The sequence below is a fragment of the Citrobacter sp. JUb117 genome (assembly GCF_024809055.1).
Taxonomy (GTDB): domain Bacteria; phylum Pseudomonadota; class Gammaproteobacteria; order Enterobacterales; family Enterobacteriaceae; genus Citrobacter; species Citrobacter gillenii.
In genome coordinates this window covers 428,811-448,111 of record NZ_JANUFB010000002.1, presented here as the reverse complement: position 1 = coordinate 448,111, position 19,301 = coordinate 428,811, and the positions used below count along the sequence as shown (strand labels likewise).

The following is a 19,301-nucleotide window of genomic DNA, read 5'->3' as shown; positions in this document are numbered from 1 at the left end:
ATAAATATAAGGGACATACTTAGCTATGTTATTACCTTGGTTGATATTAATCCCCTTTATCGGTGGTTTCCTGTGCTGGCAGACCGAACGCTTTGGCGTGAAGGTACCGCGCTGGATCGCGCTGATTACCATGGGACTGACGCTGGCGCTTGGCCTACAATTGTGGTTGCAGGGCGGTTATTCACTGACGCAATCCGCTGGTATTCCGCAGTGGCAGTCTGAGTTCGTCATGCCGTGGATCCCGCGCTTTGGCATCTCTATTCATTTAGCTATCGACGGTCTGTCGCTGCTGATGGTGGTGCTGACCGGTCTGCTCGGTGTTCTGGCGGTACTGTGTTCCTGGAATGAAATTGAAAAGTACCAGGGCTTCTTCCACCTGAACCTGATGTGGATCCTCGGCGGCGTGATCGGCGTGTTCCTGGCCATCGACATGTTCCTGTTCTTCTTCTTCTGGGAAATGATGCTGGTGCCGATGTACTTCCTGATCGCGCTGTGGGGGCATAAAGCGTCCGACGGTAAAACGCGTATCACGGCGGCCACCAAGTTCTTCATTTATACCCAGGCGAGTGGTCTGGTGATGTTGATTGCCATCCTGGCGCTGGTATTTGTGCACTATAAAGCCACCGGTGTCTGGACCTTCAACTATGAAGAACTGCTGAACACACCGATGTCCCACGGCGTGGAATATCTGCTGATGCTGGGCTTCTTCATCGCCTTTGCGGTGAAAATGCCGGTGGTTCCGCTGCACGGCTGGTTGCCGGATGCGCACTCCCAGGCACCGACCGCAGGTTCCGTTGACCTGGCGGGGATTTTGCTGAAAACCGCGGCCTACGGTCTGCTGCGCTTCTCCCTGCCGCTGTTCCCGAACGCGTCTGCGGAGTTCGCACCTATCGCTATGTGGCTGGGTGTTATCGGTATTTTCTACGGCGCGTGGATGGCCTTTAATCAGTACGATATCAAGCGTCTGATTGCCTACACCTCCGTCTCGCACATGGGCTTCGTGTTGATTGCTATCTACACCGGTAGCCAGCTGGCGTACCAGGGTGCGGTTATCCAGATGATTGCGCACGGTCTGTCTGCGGCCGGCCTGTTCATTCTGTGTGGTCAGCTGTACGAACGTCTGCACACGCGTGATATGCGTATGATGGGCGGCCTGTGGGGCAAAATGAAATGGTTGCCTGCGCTGTCGATGTTCTTCGCGGTCTGTACGCTGGGTATGCCGGGAACCGGTAACTTCGTTGGCGAATTTATGATTCTGTTCGGCAGCTACCAGGTGGTTCCGGTCATTACCGTGATCTCGACCTTCGGTCTGGTGTTTGCCTCTGTTTACTCGCTGGCGATGCTGCATCGCGCTTACTTTGGTAAAGCGAAAAGCCAGATTGCCAGTGTTGAACTGCCAGGGATGTCGCTGCGTGAGCTGTTTATCATCCTGTTGCTGGTCGTGCTTCTGGTACTGCTTGGCTTCTATCCGCAGCCGATTCTGGATACCTCGCATTCTGCGATGAGCAACATCCAGCAGTGGTTTGTTAATTCCGTTACTACTACAAGGCCGTAAATCGCCATGACAATAACTCCACAACACCTGATTGCGCTGCTACCGCTGCTGATCGTCGGCTTGACGGTGGTGGTTGTGATGCTCTCCATTGCGTGGCGACGCAATCACTTCCTCAATGCCACGCTGTCGGTCATTGGGCTTAACGCCGCGCTGGTTTCGCTCTGGTTTGTTGGCCAGGCAGGCGCCATGGACGTCACCCCGCTGATGCGGGTTGACGGTTTCGCGATGCTCTACACCGGGATGGTCCTGCTGGCGAGCCTTGCTACTTGTACCTTTGCCTACCCATGGCTGGAAGGCTATGACGACAACCGGGAAGAGTTCTACCTGCTGGTGCTGATTGCCGCGCTGGGCGGGATTCTGCTGGCTAACGCTAACCATCTGGCGGCGTTGTTCCTCGGTATCGAACTGATCTCTCTGCCGCTGTTTGGTCTGGTGGGCTATGCGTTTCGTCAGAAACGCTCGCTGGAAGCCAGTATCAAATACACCATTCTGTCTGCCGCAGCGTCTTCATTCCTGCTGTTCGGTATGGCGCTGGTGTACGCGCAGTCCGGCAACCTGTCGTTCGTGGCACTCGGTAAGAGCCTCGGCGACGGTATGCTGAACGAACCGCTGCTGCTGGCAGGCTTCGGGATGATGATCGTCGGTCTGGGCTTTAAGCTCTCTCTGGTGCCGTTCCACCTGTGGACGCCAGACGTCTACCAGGGTGCTCCGGCTCCGGTGTCCACCTTCCTGGCGACGGCGAGCAAAATCGCTATCTTCGGCGTGGTAATGCGTCTGTTCCTGTACGCGCCGGTTGGCGACAGTGAAGCGGTACGTATTGTGCTGGGCGTGATTGCCTTTGCCTCTATCATCTTCGGTAACCTGATGGCGCTGAGCCAGACCAACATCAAGCGTCTGCTTGGTTATTCGTCTATCTCTCACCTTGGCTACCTGCTGGTGGCGCTGATTGCCCTGCAAAGTGGCGAGATGTCGATGGAAGCAGTAGGCGTGTACCTGGCTGGTTATCTGTTCAGCAGCCTCGGCGCGTTCGGTGTGGTCAGCCTGATGTCCAGCCCGTATCGTGGTCCGGATGCGGATTCACTTTTCTCCTACCGCGGTCTGTTCTGGCATCGTCCGATCCTCGCGGCTGTGATGACGGTGATGATGCTGTCTCTGGCGGGTATCCCGATGACGCTGGGCTTTATCGGTAAGTTCTACGTACTGGCCGTCGGTGTGCAGGCTAACCTGTGGTGGCTGGTTGCCGCCGTGGTGGTCGGTTCCGCGATTGGTTTGTACTACTACCTGCGCGTTGCCGTGAGCTTGTACCTGAGCGCACCGCAGCAGTTGAACCGTGATGCACCGTCTAACTGGCAGTACAGCGCGGGCGGTATCGTGGTGCTGATCTCTGCGCTGCTGGTGCTGGTGCTGGGTATCTACCCGCAACCGCTGATCAGCATCGTGCAGTTAGCGACGCCGCTGATGTAAACGATACGCTAAAACGAAAAAACCCGCCGCGGCGGGTTTTTTTATGTGCTGAGTTCAGTCAGGCTGAAATCTGGCGGCTCACCAGTGGCCCATTAATGTCTTTCGCCGCGCGCTCCATCACTTCCTGGATTACGGAAGACAGCTCGTTGATCTCGAATTTCGCCACGTAGCCATCGGCCTTCACTCTGCGCACGTGATCTTCATTGGCGCTGCCGGAAAGGGACGAGTGGATGACGACCGGGATCTTCTTCAGGCGTTCATCGGTCTTAATCTTGCGGGTCAGCGTAAAGCCGTCCATCTCCGGCATTTCCAGGTCGGTAAGCACTAGCGCAATTTTCTCGCTGATGGGCTTGCCTTCCGCCTGCGCTTCCAGGGACAGCTGCTGAATTTTTTCCCACGCGTCTTTGCCGGTGACATGCATCTGGTGCGGAATGTTCATGGCGTTAAGCCCTTTTTCCAGCATCGCACGGGCGACCTTGGAGTCTTCTGCCACAATCGCCACAGCACCTGGGGTAATATTGAATTTACTGGTCTCCAGGTGGGTGGCGCGCAGATCGTGGTTTGACGGCACAATGTCATACAGGATCTGTTCGACGTCGAGTACCAGCGCCAGGTTGTTGGTTTCTTTGTTGTCATCCAGACAGGCGATGCTGGTGATATAGCGACCGTTGACGGCTTTCTCGGCGGTATGCACTTGCTGCCAGTCCAGGCGCATAATGTTTTCCACTGACTCTACCGCAAACGCCTGTACGCTACGGGCGTATTCGGTGATCAGCAGGATGTTCAGTCCGGTCTCAGGCTTGCATCCGGCAACGGCGGGTAGGTCGATCACCGGGATCACCTGATCGCGAATGTTCACCATGCCCAGCAATGGGGCTTTCATGCCCGCCGGACGCGTAAATGCGGGCATGGGGACAATTTCGCGCAGCTTAAATACGTTGATACCAAACAGCTCTGATTTCTGCTCATCCAGCGATGTGCCGAGGCGAAACAGCAGCAGTTCAAAGCGGTTAGACAGGGTTAGGTTTGTCCTGTCATCAATGTCTTTCTGAATATTATTCATCCTGTCCTCAGTGTGAACGCCAGCCTTTTCACTGTTATCGGCACTGAGGCGGAAAAATAGAGCGTTAAACCGTGAAAACGGCGAAATCGTGCGCCAGTTCGGTGTCCGCAAACAGCGCCCGGCACTCTTCGAGCAAACGTTGGCAGCCTTTTTCATCATAACGCGAGCTGACGTGAGTCATAATCAATCGGCCCGCACCTGCCTCCCGTGCCAGCATCGCAGCCTGGCGGGTGGAGCTGTGTCCCCGACTGTTGGCCTTTTCTTCCATCGAGGCGTCCAGCGTGGTCTCATGTACCATCACATCCACCCCTTTTGCCAGTTCGAGGGCGGAGGCGCACGGCGCGGTATCGCCAAATATCGCCACGGATTTGCCCGGAATCGCCGGGGCGAGAAAATCAGCACCGTTAAGGGAACGACCATCTTCCAGCACGACGGTTTTACCGGCTTTGAGATCCTGGAACCACGGCCCTGGCTTAACGCCCGCTGCCTTCAGCGCGCTGGCGTCAAGCGCACCGGGTTTGTCATGTTCTTCAACGCGAAAACCGTAGCATTCGAGCGGATGCGCCAGCGCGAAAGCCGTTACTTTACGCAGACCGTCGTCGAGAATTTCTCCGGCGGTAATTTCCACAATCTCCAGCGGATAATCGGTCCAGGAGCCGCTCAGGCGTAATGCAGTCTCGGTAAATTCACGTAACCCTTTTGGCCCGTACAGCGTCAACGGCTGGACGTTTCCGGCCATCGAGCGGCTGCACAGCAGTCCCGGCAGGCCAAAAAGGTGATCGCCGTGCAAATGGCTGATAAAAATACGATCGAGTTTTCCCGGATTGAATGGCGTGGTCAGCATCTGGTGCTGCGTTCCTTCGCCGCAATCGAAAAGCCACAATCCCGCCTGAGTAGGGTGTTGCAGATTGAGTAATATTGCCGTTACATTGCGGGAGCGCGTGGGGACTCCCGCAGACGTGCCTAAAAAAATTAATTCCATCTTAGTATTACACTTTTCGCCATCAATAAGGCAGGGTGTTCAGGTTATCACAACCAAGGGGCAGACAATGATTCACTGGCAAGATCTCCACCATACAGAACTGACCGTCCAGCAACTGTATGCCATTCTTCAGCTGCGCTGTGCGGTGTTTGTTGTTGAGCAACAGTGTCCGTATCAGGATGTGGACGGCGATGACCTGACGGGTGAAAACCGACACCTTCTGGGATGGCATAATGATCGGCTGGTGGCGTATGCGAGGATTCTGAAAAGCGACGACGATCTCGAACCGGTGGTTATCGGTCGGGTGATTGTCAGCGCTGCGTTACGCGGGGAAAAACTGGGGCAGCAGCTGATGACGCAGACGCTGGCATCCTGTGCTCAGCACTGGCCGCACAAGGCGTTGTATCTGGGCGCGCAGGCGCATCTGCAACCTTTCTACGCGCGCTTTGGTTTCGTTCCGGTGACGGATATCTATGATGAAGATGGTATTCCACACATCGGCATGGCGCGTGAGGGACATCAAGCGTAAACAGCTCAGGTCGTCTATAGTTAGCGGGTACGTAAATAGAAAGGGAGAAAATAATGTCTTTTCATTCTTATGAATCACGTATTGATGATGACCTGGAATTACTCAGCGAAACGCTGGAAGAAGTGCTGCGCTCGTCGGGCGATCCTGCCGACCAGAAGTACCTGGAGTTAAAAGCGAAAGCCGAACAGGCGTTAGAAGAGGTGAGAAATCGCGTCAGCCACGCTTCGGACAGCTATTATTATCGCGCGAAAAAGGCCGTTTGCCGGGCAGATGACTATGTGCATGATAAACCGTGGCGCGGGATCGGCGTGGGTGCAACGGTCGGTTTAGTGATGGGTTTATTGTTAGCACGGCGATAAATTCGACACCTTCATCGCATTTGTCAGTACTCCCTAAACGGGGGTACTGCTTTTTCTCGTCAGTACCCCGTATAATGAGAGGTTTTTAACAGGGAGAGGTCTGCGTGCATTCAATTACTACTGCGCTGGAAAATCTGATGCGCCTTTTGACGCAAGAGATACCGGCAGCACCTGGCATTCGTATTTACGACATCCCTTTCCCTCTGAATGATGCTTTCGACGCTTTGGGCTGGCTGGCCAGTCAACCCGTCTGGCCGCAGTTTTATTGGCAACAGCGTAACGGTGATGAAGAAGCCGCCGTGCTGGGTGCCGTGGCCACGTTTTCCTCTCTGGCCGTCGCTCAGCAGTTTTTACACCAGCATGAAGACCATCCTGAACTGCGCATCTGGGGCCTGAATGCGTTTGAACCCCAGCGCGGTAATTTACTGCTACCTCGCCTGGAATGGCGGCGTTGCGCAGGCGTGGCAACCTTACGGTTACACCTGTATAGCGACGTGTCGCTGCAAGACGATGCCGTGCACGCGCGCGCCTTCCTTTCAACGCTTGCCAACGTGAAGCCGCTTCCCGCACTGCGCCTGAATTTAACCGCTGAGCAGCACTGGCCGGATAAAGCGGGCTGGACGCGCCTGATTGAACTGGCCACCCAAACCATTGCCGGGGAAGCGCTCGACAAAGTGGTGCTGGCGCGGGCAACCGACTTACAGTTCTCACAGCCGGTGAACGCCGCGTCGGTGATGGCCTCCAGTCGTCGCTTAAACCTTAACTGCTACCATTTCTTTATGGCGTTTTCCGCCGAGTGCGCTTTTTTGGGATCGTCTCCTGAACGTCTGTATCGGCGGCGTGACACGGCGCTGCGTACCGAAGCGCTGGCCGGAACTGTCGCTAATCATCCTGACGACCACCGGGCCTGGCAGCTCGGCGAGTGGCTGATGGAGGACGATAAAAACCAGCGTGAGAATATGCTGGTGGTGGAAGATATCTGTCAGCGACTGCAAAACTGTACGCAAACCCTCGACGTGCTGCCACCGCAGGTGCTCAGACTGCGCAAAGTGCAGCATCTGCGCCGCTGTATCTGGACTGCGCTGAATCAACCGGACGATACGCTTTGCCTGATGCAGCTCCAGCCGACCGCGGCAGTGGCGGGCATTCCGCGTGAACGGGCGCGCGCATTCATCCAGCATAATGAACCTTTTGAACGAGAATGGTATGCCGGCTCTGCGGGATATCTCTCCCTGCAGCAAAGTGAGTTTTGCGTGTCGCTACGTTCGGCGAAAATTAGCGGCAATGTGGTGCGCCTGTACGCTGGAGCCGGGATTGTACGCGGCTCCGATCCCGAACAAGAATGGCAGGAAATAGACAATAAAGCGGCGGGTTTACGTACTTTATTACAGATGGAAGCCTAATGAGTCACACATTATCGACTCATATCAAAAATCCATTTATTCGATTCTTTATACTGTGTCGCAATATTGATACCGGACAATCTTATGTCAGTAAGCGCATTTAACCGACGCTGGGCGGCGGTCATACTGGAAGCACTCACTCGCCACGGCGTCAGGCATGTTTGCATTGCGCCTGGCTCTCGTTCGACGCCATTGACGCTGGCCGCAGCGGAGAATTCTGCCTTTATCCACCATACCCACTTTGACGAGCGCGGGTTGGGGCATCTGGCCTTAGGTCTGGCCAAGGTCAGCCGGCAGCCGGTGGCGGTGATTGTGACCTCCGGTACGGCGGTAGCGAATTTGTATCCGGCGCTTATCGAAGCCGGTCTCACCGGTGAAAAACTGATTTTACTCACGGCGGACAGACCGCCTGAGCTTATCGACTGCGGGGCGAATCAGGCGATTCGTCAGCCGGGAATGTTTGCTTCTCATCCATCGCAAACGCTCTCTTTACCGCGTCCGACGCAGGACATTCCCGCCAGTTGGCTGGTTTCCACCCTCGATAATGCCATGGCTTCACTGCACAGCGGTGCGGTACACATTAACTGCCCGTTTGCGGAGCCGCTGTATGGCGAGATGGACGACACAGGCATTGAGTGGCAGCAGCGGCTGGGTGACTGGTGGCAGGATGATAAACCCTGGCTGCGCGAAGCGCGTCGGCTGGAAAGTGACAAACAGCGCGACTGGTTCTTCTGGCGGCAAAAGCGCGGCGTGGTGATTGCCGGGCGTATGACGGCGGAAGAGGGTAAGAAAGTTGCGCTGTGGGCGCAGACGTTAGGCTGGCCGCTGATTGGCGATGTGCTGTCGCAAACCGGACAGCCGCTGCCGTGTGCCGACCTGTGGTTGGGCAATGCGAAAGCGGTGACCGAATTACAGCAGGCACAGATTGTGGTGCAGTTGGGCAGCAGCCTGACCGGAAAACGTCTGTTGCAATGGCAGGCTACCTGTAACCCGCAAGAATACTGGATTGTCGACAATATCGAAGGACGGCTGGATCCCGCTCATCATCGTGGACGCAGGTTAGTCGCGAAGGTTAGCGACTGGCTGGATCTGCATCCGGCAGAGAAACGCCAGTCCTGGTGCGTCGATGTTCCACGCCTTGCGGAACAGGCGTGGCAGACGGTGGCAGCGCGTCGCGAGGCGTTTGGTGAAGCGCAGCTGGCGCACCGCATTCACGAGTATCTGCCTGAACAGGGCCAGCTGTTTGTCGGCAATAGTCTGGTGGTACGTCTGATTGACGCACTGTCTCAGCTTCCGGCAGGGTATCCGGTGTACAGCAATCGCGGGGCCAGCGGTATCGACGGTCTACTGTCAACCGCGGCAGGTGTACAGCGAGCCAGCGCGAAATCGACGCTGGCCATCGTCGGCGACTTATCGGCGCTGTATGATCTGAATGCGCTGGCCTTATTGCGCCAGGTCTCCGCACCGTTTGTCCTGATTGTGGTGAACAATAACGGCGGGCAGATTTTCTCCCTGCTGCCGACGCCGCAAAGTGAGCGTGAACGGTTCTATCTGATGCCGCAGAACGTCCATTTTGATCATGCGGCGGCGATGTTTAACCTCAAATATCACCGCCCGGAAAACTGGGAACAGCTGGAGCGCGCGCTGGCAGGAGCCTGGCGTACTCCGGCCGCCACGGTGATTGAGCTGGTGGTCAATGAGACTGACGGGGCGCAAACCCTGCAGCAGCTGCTGGCGCAGGTGAGTCATCTATGATCCTGCACGCGCAGGCGAACAAGGACCAGGCGGATGCCCCCTGGCTGGTTTTCCTGCACGGCTTCTCCGGCGATTGCCGGGAATGGCAGCCGGTCGGGGAGCAGTTTGCGGACTGTTCACGGCTGTATATTGATTTGCCCGGACACGGCGGTTCTGCGGATATTCACGTCAGCGGATTTGATGACGTCAGCGAACTGCTGCGTAATACTTTATTTAGTTACAACATACTTAGCTACTGGCTGGTGGGATATTCTCTTGGCGGCCGAGTGGCGATGATGGCGGCTTGCCAGGGGATGTCAGGGCTTTGCGGCCTGGTGGTCGAAGGCGGGCATCCGGGGCTGCAAAGTGAAGACGAGCGCGCGCAGCGTCGCCTGTCCGACGGTCGCTGGGCCGCACGTTTTCGCCACGAGCCGCTACGTGATGTTTTTAACGACTGGTACCAACAACCGGTTTTTGCCTCGCTAAGCCCTGCGCAACGGCAGGTGCTGGTTGAGCTGCGTAGCCAGAACAATGGCGTTACGCTTGCCGCTATGCTGGAGGCCACCTCGCTGGCGGGTCAACCCGATTTACGTGCGCCGCTCACCACGCGCACATTTCCGTTTTATTATTTATGTGGTGAACGTGACGATAAATTCCGCGCTCTGGCGACGGAAATGTCTGTACCGAACCATGTGATTCCTCACGCCGGACACAACGCGCATCGGGACAATCCCGCGGGCGTAGTAGACTGTCTGGCTCAGATTCTGCGTCGCTGACTAAAGGACATTTTATGATCTATCCTGATGAAACAATGCTTTACGCACCGGTAGAATGGCTCGATTGCTCTGAAGGCTATACCGACATTCGCTATGAAAAATCCACCGACGGTATCGCAAAAATCACCATCAATCGTCCGCAGGTACGCAATGCTTTCCGTCCTGTAACCGTCAAAGAGATGATTCAGGCGATGTCTGATGCGCGCTATGACGACAATATCGGCGTGATTATCCTGACCGGCGCAGGCGACAAAGCATTCTGCGCGGGCGGCGATCAGAAAGTACGCGGCGACTACGGCGGATACCAGGATGACTCCGGTGTACATCACCTGAACGTGCTGGACTTCCAGCGTCAGATCCGTACCTGTCCGAAGCCGGTTGTGGCGATGGTTGCGGGTTATTCCATCGGTGGTGGCCATGTGCTGCACATGATGTGTGACCTGACTATCGCGGCTGAAAACGCCATCTTTGGTCAGACAGGCCCGAAAGTGGGGTCCTTTGACGGCGGTTGGGGTGCGTCTTATATGGCCCGTATCGTTGGTCAGAAGAAAGCGCGTGAAATCTGGTTCCTGTGTCGTCAATACGATGCGAAACAGGCACTGGATATGGGCCTGGTCAACACCGTGGTTCCGCTGGCAGATCTGGAAAAAGAGACCGTGCGCTGGTGTCGTGAAATGCTGCAAAACAGCCCAATGGCGCTGCGCTGCCTGAAAGCAGCGCTGAACGCCGACTGCGATGGTCAGGCGGGGCTGCAGGAGCTGGCCGGTAACGCCACCATGCTGTTCTACATGACGGAAGAAGGTCAGGAAGGCCGTAATGCGTTCAACCAGAAACGTCAGCCTGACTTCAGCAAATTCAAACGGAATCCGTAATGCGTAGCGCGCAGGTATACCGCTGGCAGATCCCCATGGACGCGGGGGTGATTTTGCGTGACAGGCGGTTAAAAACGCGTGATGGGCTGTACGTGTGTCTTCGTGACGGCGAGCGTGAAGGGTGGGGAGAGATCTCCCCCTTGCCGGGCTTCAGCCAGGAAACCTGGGAAGAGGCGCAAACGGCTCTGTTGGCCTGGGTAAACGGCTGGCTGCAGGGGGAAACCTCTTTACCACAGCTGCCTTCGGTGGCCTTTGGTGCTAGCTGCGCACTCGCCGAGCTTGACGGGACATTGCCGGAGGCGGCGAATTATCGCGCCGCGCCATTGTGTACCGGCGACCCTGACGATCTGGTGCTGCAACTGGCGGACATGCCGGGCGAAAAAGTCGCGAAGATCAAAGTTGGCCTGTATGAAGCTGTACGTGACGGCATGGTGGCCAACCTGCTGCTGGAGGCGATCCCCGATCTGCATTTACGTCTTGATGCTAACCGTGCCTGGACGCCACTGAAGGCGCAGCAGTTTGCGAAGTACGTCAATCCGGATTATCGCGGGCGCATTGCCTTCCTCGAAGAGCCGTGCAAAACCCGTGATGATTCTCGCGCCTTTGCGCGGGAAACCGGGATTGCCATTGCCTGGGATGAAAGCCTGCGTGAAGCCGACTTTACCTTTATGGCGGAAGAAGGCGTGAGTGCGGTGATCATCAAGCCTACGCTCACCGGTAGTCTGGATAAGGTTCGCGAGCAGGTTGCAGCCGCGCATGCGCTCGGACTCACTGCGGTAATCAGTTCGTCTATTGAGTCAAGCCTGGGGTTAACCCAACTGGCGCGGATTGCCGCCTGGCTGACGCCGCAGACCATACCGGGTCTGGACACGCTGAGCCTGATGCAGTGCCAGCAGGTTCGCAGCTGGCCCGGCAGTGTGCTGCCATGTATTAACGTGGATGCGCTGGAACGACTGCTATGACCGTGCAGGACATGCCCGATGTCACAAGCATATCGGGTCTGGTGACGGCGTTTACCGACTGGCCGTGGCGTCACTGGCGGCAAGTTCGGGCAGAGGCGCCAGCGTTACGCCTCAATGATGAGGTGCTGAACTGGCGCGAGCTCTGTACGCGCGTCGACGCGCTGGCCACGGGGTTTGCCGCTCAGGGGGTGAAAGAGGGCGACGGCGTGCTGCTGCGTGCCTGGAATCACCCTTCGTCTGCGCTTGCCTGGCTGGCATTGTTACAGTGCGGGGCGCGGGTGTTACCGGTGAACCCGCAGCTGCCGCAGCCTCTGCTGGATGCGTTGCTCCCTGATTTAACGCTGCGTTTTGCGCTGGATCTGCAAAGCAATGACCCCTTTTCGGGGCTGATGCCGCTGCAGATCCAGCAACTGTCTGGCGAGCATGCAGCCGACTGGATGCCTCTGCGATTGAGTTCAATGACACTCACATCCGGTTCAACCGGGTTGCCTAAGGCAGCGGTGCATACCTGTCAGGCACATTTGGCGAGTGCGCAGGGGGTGCTGTCATTAATGCCGTTTGGCACAGAGGATGACTGGCTGCTCTCGCTACCGCTGTTTCATGTTTCCGGTCAGGGTATTTTGTGGCGCTGGTTATTGGCTGGTGCGCGCATGACCGTGCGTGACAAGCAACCGCTGGAACAGATGCTGGCGGGCTGCACTCATGCCTCGCTGGTACCGACGCAGCTTTGGCGATTGCTGGTAAACAACGCACCGATCACGTTGAAAGCGGTACTGCTGGGGGGCGCGGCCATTCCGGTTGAGCTGACCGAGCAGGCGCGTGAGCAGGGGATTCGCTGCTGGTGCGGTTACGGGCTGACGGAGTTTGCTTCCACGGTTTGCGCGAAAGAGGCCGATGGCCTGGGCGATGTCGGCTCTGCCTTGCCGGGCAGAGAGGTCAGGATCGTGGATGATGAAGTCTGGCTGCGCGCTGCCAGCATGGCGTCAGGTTACTGGCGCAACGGGCAGCTTATTCCGCTGGTTAATGACGAAGGCTGGTTTGCTACCCGCGATCGCGGGGTGTTAAACGACGGTAAGCTCACGATTGTCGGTCGCATGGACAACCTGTTCTTTAGCGGCGGGGAAGGTATTCAGCCGGAAGAGGTGGAACGCGTGATCGCCGCCCATCCGCACGTGCTGCAAGCCTTTGTTGTTCCGCTGGAAGACCATGAGTTTGGCCATCGTCCGGTGGCGGTCGTTGAATACGATACCCGTGCGGATGACGCCAATCTTGCTGAATGGGTTAAAGATAAACTGGCCCGTTTTCAACAACCGGTACGCTGGCTGGAATTACCGCCAGAGCTGAAAAGTGGCGGTATTAAGGTTTCTCGCCGCGCATTGCTGGACTGGGTCCGAGAAAAATCGTCATAAGCCCTGCCATAATGCACAGCACGCCGATGAGCGCCCGCCATGAAAATGAACCCTGCCAGCCAGGTAAGAACATTGAGGCGAGCCACACCAGCACGTAGCTGAGACTGAGCAGGGCGTAGGCCTTGCTCAGTGCCAGTCGGTGCAGGGCCTGGTGCCAGCAGATAACCGACAGTAAATATCCCGCCAGTCCCGCGTACAGCGTTAACGTCCCGACGCTTGCGGAAAATATCGCTTCCATAAATCGCAACGGATGCAGTATCGGCGGCAGATTGTCCATCGCGTAGCCGAGACTCAACTGAGCCAGCGAAGTAATCATGACGCTGCATAGCCCCCAGAATATCCCCATTACACCGCGCTCCCGAGAATAAAAATACCGGTGATAATCAGCCCCACGCCCAGCCAATGGCGCTTTGTGACGGGCTCTCGCCAGATTTTCCAGGCTGCCAGCGTGACCCAGACAAAGTTAAGGCTCAGCATCGGATAGGCCAGCCCAACCGGAATATTCTGCAACACTGCCAGCCATAACAGCATCGCCAGACCGAGGCTTGCCAGAGCCAGACTCATCCACCACGCAATGTGGCGTTTGCGCGCGCGGATGGCCACCGGGCGGGTGGCCTGCTTCTGGCACAGTTGCCCACCTACGCTGAGCAGACTGGCGAGGACTAACGCCAGCCAGATCATTGGGGCCGGTACTGAATCAAGACCAGACGCCCCTGATTATCAACGTAATCCGCAGGGGGAATGGCAAGTTGAGTTATATCCTGATCCTTCGAAATCGACAGCACCAGCGTAATAGTAACCTCCTGGCGATGTTGGGCTAACCAGTCGGGAAAGCCAGTCTGACTGACAAAGCGACCCTGGGCATCGGGATAATTCAGGCCATATTTTAGCTCGCCCATTTGCCCGTACAGGATGATGTCATCGCGTTTCAGGCTCCAGGCCAGACCTGCGGCGACGCCAACGTTGTCCGCAAGCACGTAGCGACTCGGTTGTAACACCTCTTTGGTCATCTCAACAAAAAACTGCGGTTGTTTCGCTTCCATGACCCTGTCGGGTATCGCGTATCCAAACAACAGCACCAGCCCCAATGGGCAGAATGCGGCATATTTCCAGGTTTTTTGGCTATTGGTCAGCGTATACCAGCCAAAAAAAGTCCAGATAAGAAAGATGCCCCACGAATAAAAAACCTTATAGGTTTCGATATGCGTCCAGACCGGGGTCTTGAGCGGACCCAGTGTGGAAACGACAAAAGTGGCGATAATACCTGTCACTCCAAACAGGATATTGATCCTGCCATTGACGCGCAGGACGCCAGATCCTCTCTCCGCCGCCTGCACACCGAAACGCGCGATGAGGAGAGCCAGCGGCGCGAAGCAGGAAAGAATATAGGTGGGGAGTTTTCCTTTAGCGATGCTGAAAAACACAATCGGCATGATAATCCAGCCCAATAGGTACAGCGCACCTCGCGGGATATCCCGCTCATTCCAGCCTGTTCGCAGCGCGCCAGGCAGAAGACCAAGCCAGGGCAAACAGCCTGCGATAAGGACGGGCAGGTAGTACCAGAACGGAGCTTTATGCTGGGCATCCGCCAGTGCGAAACGCTGAATATGTTCGACCCAGAAAAAGTAATGCCAGAAGTCAGGTTCGCGTTGTGCAATGGTTATTCCCCACGGCAACACAATGGTAATGCAACCGACCACCGCCAGCAGACCGTAGAGAAAGAGATCTTTCCATCGTTTTTGTACTAATACCCACGGCAGTACGCTGAGAACCGGGACTGCCAGTGCGAGAAAACCTTTGGTCATCACCCCCATGCCGCAGGCCAGTCCCAACAGCAAAAAGGCGATAATTTTGCCGGTTTTAGTGGTGGCCTGCATGCCTTGCCAAAAACAGCACATGCCCGCCATCAGCCACAGGGCGATGATAGGATCGAGAACTGCGTAGGTGCCGATGCTGTAAACGGAAAAAAACGTTAAGAAAATTACTGAGGAGAGTATGGCGGTGCGTTTATCCTGCCAGAGTCGCATGGCAAGCCAGGCCACCAGTAGCGCGGTGAGTAGGGTGGCAAAAATAGCGCCCGCCCTGACGCCAAAATTGTTTGCACCAAATAACCACTGCCCGATACTGTTTAACCAGTATCCGGCAATCGGTTTTTCAAAATAGCGTAACCCGAGAAAGTGCGGGACTATCCAGTCGCCCGAGTTGAGCATTTCCCGGCTAATTTCCGCGTAGCGCGTTTCGTCAGGCTGCCACAGCAGGCGGCTATTGATGGGAACAATATAATACAGCGCAATAAAGGCGATAAACGCCACGGTATAACGTAGAGATTTCATCGTGACACACTCACCGGGTACTGACAGCCGAGCCATCCCTCTCTGCCGGGTATTTTGCCGCGAACGACCTGGCCTGTTGGTAGCGTAGTGATATCGTCTGGCAGGAGCTCACCAAGTGTGCAAAACGTAATGCCCGCATCAGCGGCTCGAGTCAGCAAGTCATCAAAATCGTGATGGCAGGCGATCCCTTCAACTTCCGCATGAATGGTGTACACCGGCGTTGCTGTGTTCATCAGCATGTGGGAGAGGATCCAGGCATTGAAGTCGACAGCCTGCACTTCCCGGCCAATCACTTCATCCCAGGTCGGTAAAGTGACGGGAATCTGCGGCGTGCCGGCTTTCCCCGTCGCAAGCAGCGGGCGAAATAGTGAAGAGCCCCGACAATCGCTGTTGTAGCGTAGGTTAAAGGCTTCTTTGGCGTGGACGACGCGTTCGTCAGCACGCCATCCGGCAGCGGCTGAGCAGGTGACAGGCTGTCCGGTGATGGCCTCAAGCACGGTAATACCTTGAGAAATATCATCAATCAGTTGTTTGTCATTCCAGGTGCCACTTCGCGCCTGCCAGGCATGGTGATCCCAGGCATGCAGGCCGGTTTCGTGAAACCGGGCGGCTTGCGCAATAATGGCGGCATTCGCGTGGCCTATTTCTTTTCCTGGCCACGCGGTGCCGGCCAGTAAAATATCCCACCCGTAGAGAGAGACTGCGTTTGAGCGCAGCATCTTCCACAAAAATTGCGGTTTCACCAGACGCCAGAGATGGCGTCCCATGTTGTCAGGTCCAACGCTAAAGAAAAAACTTGCCCGAACGTTATGTCGGTTTAATGTCTCCAGCAGGCGGGGCACGCCTTCGCGCGTCCCCCTGAAGGTATCGACATCAATGCGCAAGCCCACTTTGGTCATGATGTGTGTTCCGTGATATCCACGCTGCGTAAGAAGAAATCGAGCGTCTCTTCTACCGTTTCCCGCATGTCGATGGTCGGTTCCCAGTTCAGGCAGCGTCGGGCATTAACAATACTCGGTTTACGGTGCTCAACGTCCTGATAACCTTTGCCATAGTAGCTGCTGCTTTCAACGTCACGGAAGCCGGCGAACGGCGGAAAGTGCTGACGCAGTGGATGTTTTTCAAAGCAGCTCAGCAGCATTTCTGCCAGTTCCTGAATGCTGGCTTCGTTATCCGGGTTACCGATGTTGATAATCTCGCCGTCACAGCATCCACCGGCGTTTTCTATGATGCGGAACAGCGCCTCGATACCGTCGCGAATATCAGTAAAGCAACGCTTCTGCTTACCACCTTCAATCAGCTTAATCGGCGAACCTTCCACCAGATTGAGGATCAACTGAGTAATGGCGCGTGAGCTACCGATACGGGCAGCGTTCAGGCTGTCGAGACGTGGTCCCATCCAGTTAAATGGACGGAACAGCGTGAAGCGCAGTCCTTCTTTTTCGCCGTACGCCCAAATAACGCGATCCAGAAGCTGCTTAGAAACGGAATAGATCCAACGCGGCTTATTGACCGGGCCGACGGTAAGGTTTGAGCTGTCTTCATCAAAGACCTTATCGCTACACATGCCGTACACTTCGGACGTTGACGGGAAAATAATGCGTTTCTGGTATTTCACGCAGTAGCGAATGATTTTCAGGTTTTCTTCGAAATCGAGCTCAAAGACACGCAGCGGGTTGCGGGTGTATTCAATCGGCGTGGCAATCGCCACCAGCGGCAGCACGACGTCGCATTTTTTCACATGGTATTCAATCCATTCAGAATGAATACTGATATCGCCTTCAACAAAATGGAAGCGGGGGTGTGACAAAAAACGTCCAATCGCATCGCTGCCAATATCCAGCCCATAAACCTCGTAGTTTTCTTCTTGCAGCAGGCGTTCGGTCAGGTGGTTACCGATAAAACCGTTAACACCGAGGATCAGAACACGGGTACGACGTTTGCTGGCGGAAACCTGCTGGCCGTTCAGGCGAGACCCCACCACCAGACCCAGAACCTGCGCCAGCTGTGAACCTTGCATGGCAATGCCATCGCCCGCTTGCCCGGTAATGATTTCAAGTGCGCCATCGGCACAGGCTATTTGCAATGGCGATGCGCTTATCACGGTGCCCGGTTGTGCGCCGATGGTATTCGTACACGGGCGTGATGACCAGACGGTAAATTTTTGTGTTCCTGCATAGCTAAACGCGCCAGGCCAGGGATCGGAGACGGCACGTACCTGGTTATGCAGTTGCGTTGCGGGATTGTTCCAGTCGAGGAGGCTGTCATCCGGCGTGCGGCGACCAAAATAGGTTGCATCGGCTTCCTGCTGGTGGCGCTGCTGAAAGTCAGCCGTTTTGATAGCAGGCAGCGTTTGTTCCAGCATTTGGCGGGCCGTCTGGCACAGTTTATGATGCAACGTTAATGCCACGTCATCGGGTGAAATAGCCACACGCTGTTGTGCGACAATCTCCCCGGCATCTGCGCGTTTGACCATACGGTGAAGCGTGACGCCCGTTTCCGTTTCGCCATTGACCAGCACCCAGTTCAGCGGGGCGCGACCACGATATTTCGGCAGCAGCGAGCCGTGCAGGTTGAATGCGCCTACAGGTGCGAGGCGAAGAATCTCATCGCTGAGTAAATGGCGATAGTAGAACGAAAAAATGACCTCAGGGGCGAGCTGGCTGATGCGCTCAACCCACAATGGATGATTGACGTTGTCTGGGGCATAGACCGGGATCCCTGCGCTGGCCGCAAGCCGGGAAACAGAGCCAAAAAACGCATTTTCACCGGGATTATCGGTGTGTGTGAAAATAGCAGCGATGTCATAACCCGCATCCAGCAAAGCTTGAATTCCCTGACATCCCATATCGTGATAAGCAAATACGACGGCTTTCATGCGTGGTTTTCCTCGGTTGACTGCGTGGTGTGTGGACGAATAACGTGTTGAACAAAGTAGCGGGGGCGGGCGCGGACATCGTTATAGATGCGACCGATATATTCGCCGAGTAAACCCATACCAATGAACTGTGCGCCGATAAACGTAAACAGCACGGCAAACAGCATAAAGACCCCCTCAGCTGCCCACTGCGGACCCAGCGTCAGGCGAAGAACGACCAGCAGAACGGACAGGGTGAAACCCGTGGCGGCAATCATGCTGCCCAGCAGGCTCAGCATGCGCAGCGGTGTGGTGGTCAGGCAGGTCACCAGGTCATACATCAGGTTAATCAAACGCATAAAGCTGTACTTAGAGTCGCCAAATTCACGCTCTGCATGGTGCACCGGGATTTCCGTCGCGCGACGGGCAAAGATGTTGGCAAGAATGGGAATGAAGGTGCTGCGCTCCTGGCAATGCAGCATGGCATCAACGATATGACGGCGATAGGCGCGTAGCATGCAGCCATAATCCCCCATCGCTTTACCGGTGGTACGTTGAATCAAATGGTTGATCATCCTCGAGGCCGTCTTACGAAAGATGCTGTCTTGCCTGTTTTGGCGCACCGTTCCGACCACGTCAAAGCCCTGGTCTGCGGTGGCGACCAGCCGTGGGATCTCTTCTGGTGGGTTCTGCAAGTCTGCATCCAGCGTGATGACCAAATCACCGGTGACGTGGCTGAAACCGGCCATAATCGCCGAGTGCTGCCCGTAATTGCGATTCAGCAGAATAGAGACAATATGGCTGTTGTGGGCCTGTGAGGCATCCATCATCAACTGTGCGGAATTGTCGCTGCTGCCGTCATCGATCAGCAGGATTTCATAGTCTTTCCCCAGTTTTTCGCAGGCGGCACAGGTACGTCTGATTAACTCCGGCAGGCTTTCCTGTTCGTTAAAAACGGGAATGACTACCGAGACTTTTTTAATCGGTGTGGCTTCAAACATGG

The 19,301-nt window shown here is 55.9% G+C and carries 18 protein-coding genes; 10 read left to right on the top strand and 8 right to left on the bottom strand.

Annotated elements, in window-relative coordinates:
- Positions 1–25 precede the first annotated feature (25 nt).
- Positions 26–1,555 carry an NADH-quinone oxidoreductase subunit M gene (gene nuoM / locus M2374_RS05960; RefSeq protein WP_117343410.1) on the top strand — a complete coding sequence of 510 codons (1,530 nt, stop codon included), beginning with the start codon at positions 26–28 and terminating at the stop codon, positions 1,553–1,555.
- Positions 1,556–1,561: 6 nt separating this feature from the next.
- The gene (nuoN, locus tag M2374_RS05955) at positions 1,562–3,019 is read left to right on the top strand and encodes an NADH-quinone oxidoreductase subunit NuoN (RefSeq protein ID WP_115257911.1); all 1,458 of its coding nucleotides are present in this window, start codon (positions 1,562–1,564) and stop codon (positions 3,017–3,019) included.
- Positions 3,020–3,077: 58 nt separating this feature from the next.
- Here nuoN and M2374_RS05950 read toward each other — a convergent pair whose 3' ends face one another.
- Together M2374_RS05950 and rbn are read right to left on the bottom strand one after the other, a co-directional pair.
- Entirely contained in the window at positions 3,078–4,082 is a 1,005-nt protein-coding gene (locus M2374_RS05950; protein WP_096756379.1) for a chemotaxis protein, read from the bottom strand.
- 64 nt (positions 4,083–4,146) lie between these two features.
- Complete coding sequence (gene rbn / locus M2374_RS05945) at positions 4,147–5,064, bottom strand: ribonuclease BN (RefSeq protein ID WP_137399798.1); 918 nt, start codon at positions 5,062–5,064, stop codon at positions 4,147–4,149.
- Positions 5,065–5,131: 67 nt separating this feature from the next.
- On the opposite strand from rbn, the gene M2374_RS05940 reads away from it, so the two are divergent.
- The 8 genes from M2374_RS05940 (at position 5,132) to menE (ending at position 13,108) form a co-directional block, all read left to right on the top strand.
- Complete coding sequence (locus tag M2374_RS05940; protein WP_096756381.1) at positions 5,132–5,593, top strand: GNAT family N-acetyltransferase; 462 nt, start codon at positions 5,132–5,134, stop codon at positions 5,591–5,593.
- Positions 5,594–5,646: 53 nt separating this feature from the next.
- On the top strand, positions 5,647–5,952 hold the full coding sequence (elaB, locus tag M2374_RS05935; RefSeq protein WP_096756382.1) for a stress response protein ElaB: 306 nt from the start codon (positions 5,647–5,649) through the stop codon (positions 5,950–5,952).
- A 104-nt stretch (positions 5,953–6,056) separates the two neighbouring features.
- On the top strand, positions 6,057–7,355 hold the full coding sequence (menF, locus tag M2374_RS05930) for an isochorismate synthase MenF (protein ID WP_181688916.1): 1,299 nt from the start codon (positions 6,057–6,059) through the stop codon (positions 7,353–7,355).
- Between the two features lie 84 nt (positions 7,356–7,439).
- A complete protein-coding gene (gene menD, locus M2374_RS05925; protein ID WP_181688917.1) occupies positions 7,440–9,110 on the top strand; it encodes a 2-succinyl-5-enolpyruvyl-6-hydroxy-3-cyclohexene-1-carboxylic-acid synthase in 1,671 nt (556 codons plus the stop codon).
- Entirely contained in the window at positions 9,107–9,865 is a 759-nt protein-coding gene (gene menH / locus M2374_RS05920) for a 2-succinyl-6-hydroxy-2,4-cyclohexadiene-1-carboxylate synthase (RefSeq protein ID WP_181491142.1), read from the top strand. The genes menD and menH overlap by 4 nt, the downstream gene beginning before the upstream one ends.
- A gap of 14 nt (positions 9,866–9,879) precedes the next feature.
- Positions 9,880–10,737 carry a 1,4-dihydroxy-2-naphthoyl-CoA synthase gene (gene menB, locus M2374_RS05915; protein WP_096756386.1) on the top strand — a complete coding sequence of 286 codons (858 nt, stop codon included), beginning with the start codon at positions 9,880–9,882 and terminating at the stop codon, positions 10,735–10,737.
- Positions 10,737–11,699, top strand: a complete 963-nt coding sequence (gene menC / locus M2374_RS05910) for an o-succinylbenzoate synthase (RefSeq protein ID WP_096756387.1) — start codon at positions 10,737–10,739, stop codon at positions 11,697–11,699. Before menB ends, menC begins: the two co-directional genes overlap by 1 nt.
- A complete protein-coding gene (menE, locus tag M2374_RS05905) occupies positions 11,696–13,108 on the top strand; it encodes an o-succinylbenzoate--CoA ligase (protein ID WP_181688918.1) in 1,413 nt (470 codons plus the stop codon). Before menC ends, menE begins: the two co-directional genes overlap by 4 nt.
- Here menE and arnF read toward each other — a convergent pair.
- Genes arnF through arnC form a run of 6 tightly spaced genes read right to left on the bottom strand, consistent with a single transcriptional unit; the run spans position 13,056 to position 19,299 of the window.
- Positions 13,056–13,454, bottom strand: coding sequence for a 4-amino-4-deoxy-L-arabinose-phosphoundecaprenol flippase subunit ArnF (arnF, locus tag M2374_RS05900; protein ID WP_096756389.1), 399 nt, complete (start codon positions 13,452–13,454; stop codon positions 13,056–13,058). The genes menE and arnF overlap by 53 nt on opposite strands.
- Positions 13,454–13,789: a 4-amino-4-deoxy-L-arabinose-phosphoundecaprenol flippase subunit ArnE gene (gene arnE / locus M2374_RS05895; RefSeq protein WP_181632058.1), complete on the bottom strand. Its 336-nt coding sequence runs from the start codon at positions 13,787–13,789 to the stop codon at positions 13,454–13,456. Before arnE ends, arnF begins: the two co-directional genes overlap by 1 nt.
- Positions 13,786–15,441, bottom strand: coding sequence for a lipid IV(A) 4-amino-4-deoxy-L-arabinosyltransferase (gene arnT, locus M2374_RS05890; protein ID WP_259154031.1), 1,656 nt, complete (start codon positions 15,439–15,441; stop codon positions 13,786–13,788). Before arnT ends, arnE begins: the two co-directional genes overlap by 4 nt.
- Positions 15,438–16,340: a 4-deoxy-4-formamido-L-arabinose-phosphoundecaprenol deformylase gene (gene arnD, locus M2374_RS05885; RefSeq protein WP_181688920.1), complete on the bottom strand. Its 903-nt coding sequence runs from the start codon at positions 16,338–16,340 to the stop codon at positions 15,438–15,440. Before arnD ends, arnT begins: the two co-directional genes overlap by 4 nt.
- Entirely contained in the window at positions 16,337–18,319 is a 1,983-nt protein-coding gene (arnA, locus tag M2374_RS05880; RefSeq protein WP_181506757.1) for a bifunctional UDP-4-amino-4-deoxy-L-arabinose formyltransferase/UDP-glucuronic acid oxidase ArnA, read from the bottom strand. The genes arnD and arnA overlap by 4 nt, the downstream gene beginning before the upstream one ends.
- On the bottom strand, positions 18,316–19,299 hold the full coding sequence (gene arnC / locus M2374_RS05875; protein ID WP_181688921.1) for an undecaprenyl-phosphate 4-deoxy-4-formamido-L-arabinose transferase: 984 nt from the start codon (positions 19,297–19,299) through the stop codon (positions 18,316–18,318). The genes arnA and arnC overlap by 4 nt, the downstream gene beginning before the upstream one ends.
- Positions 19,300–19,301 lie beyond the last annotated feature (2 nt).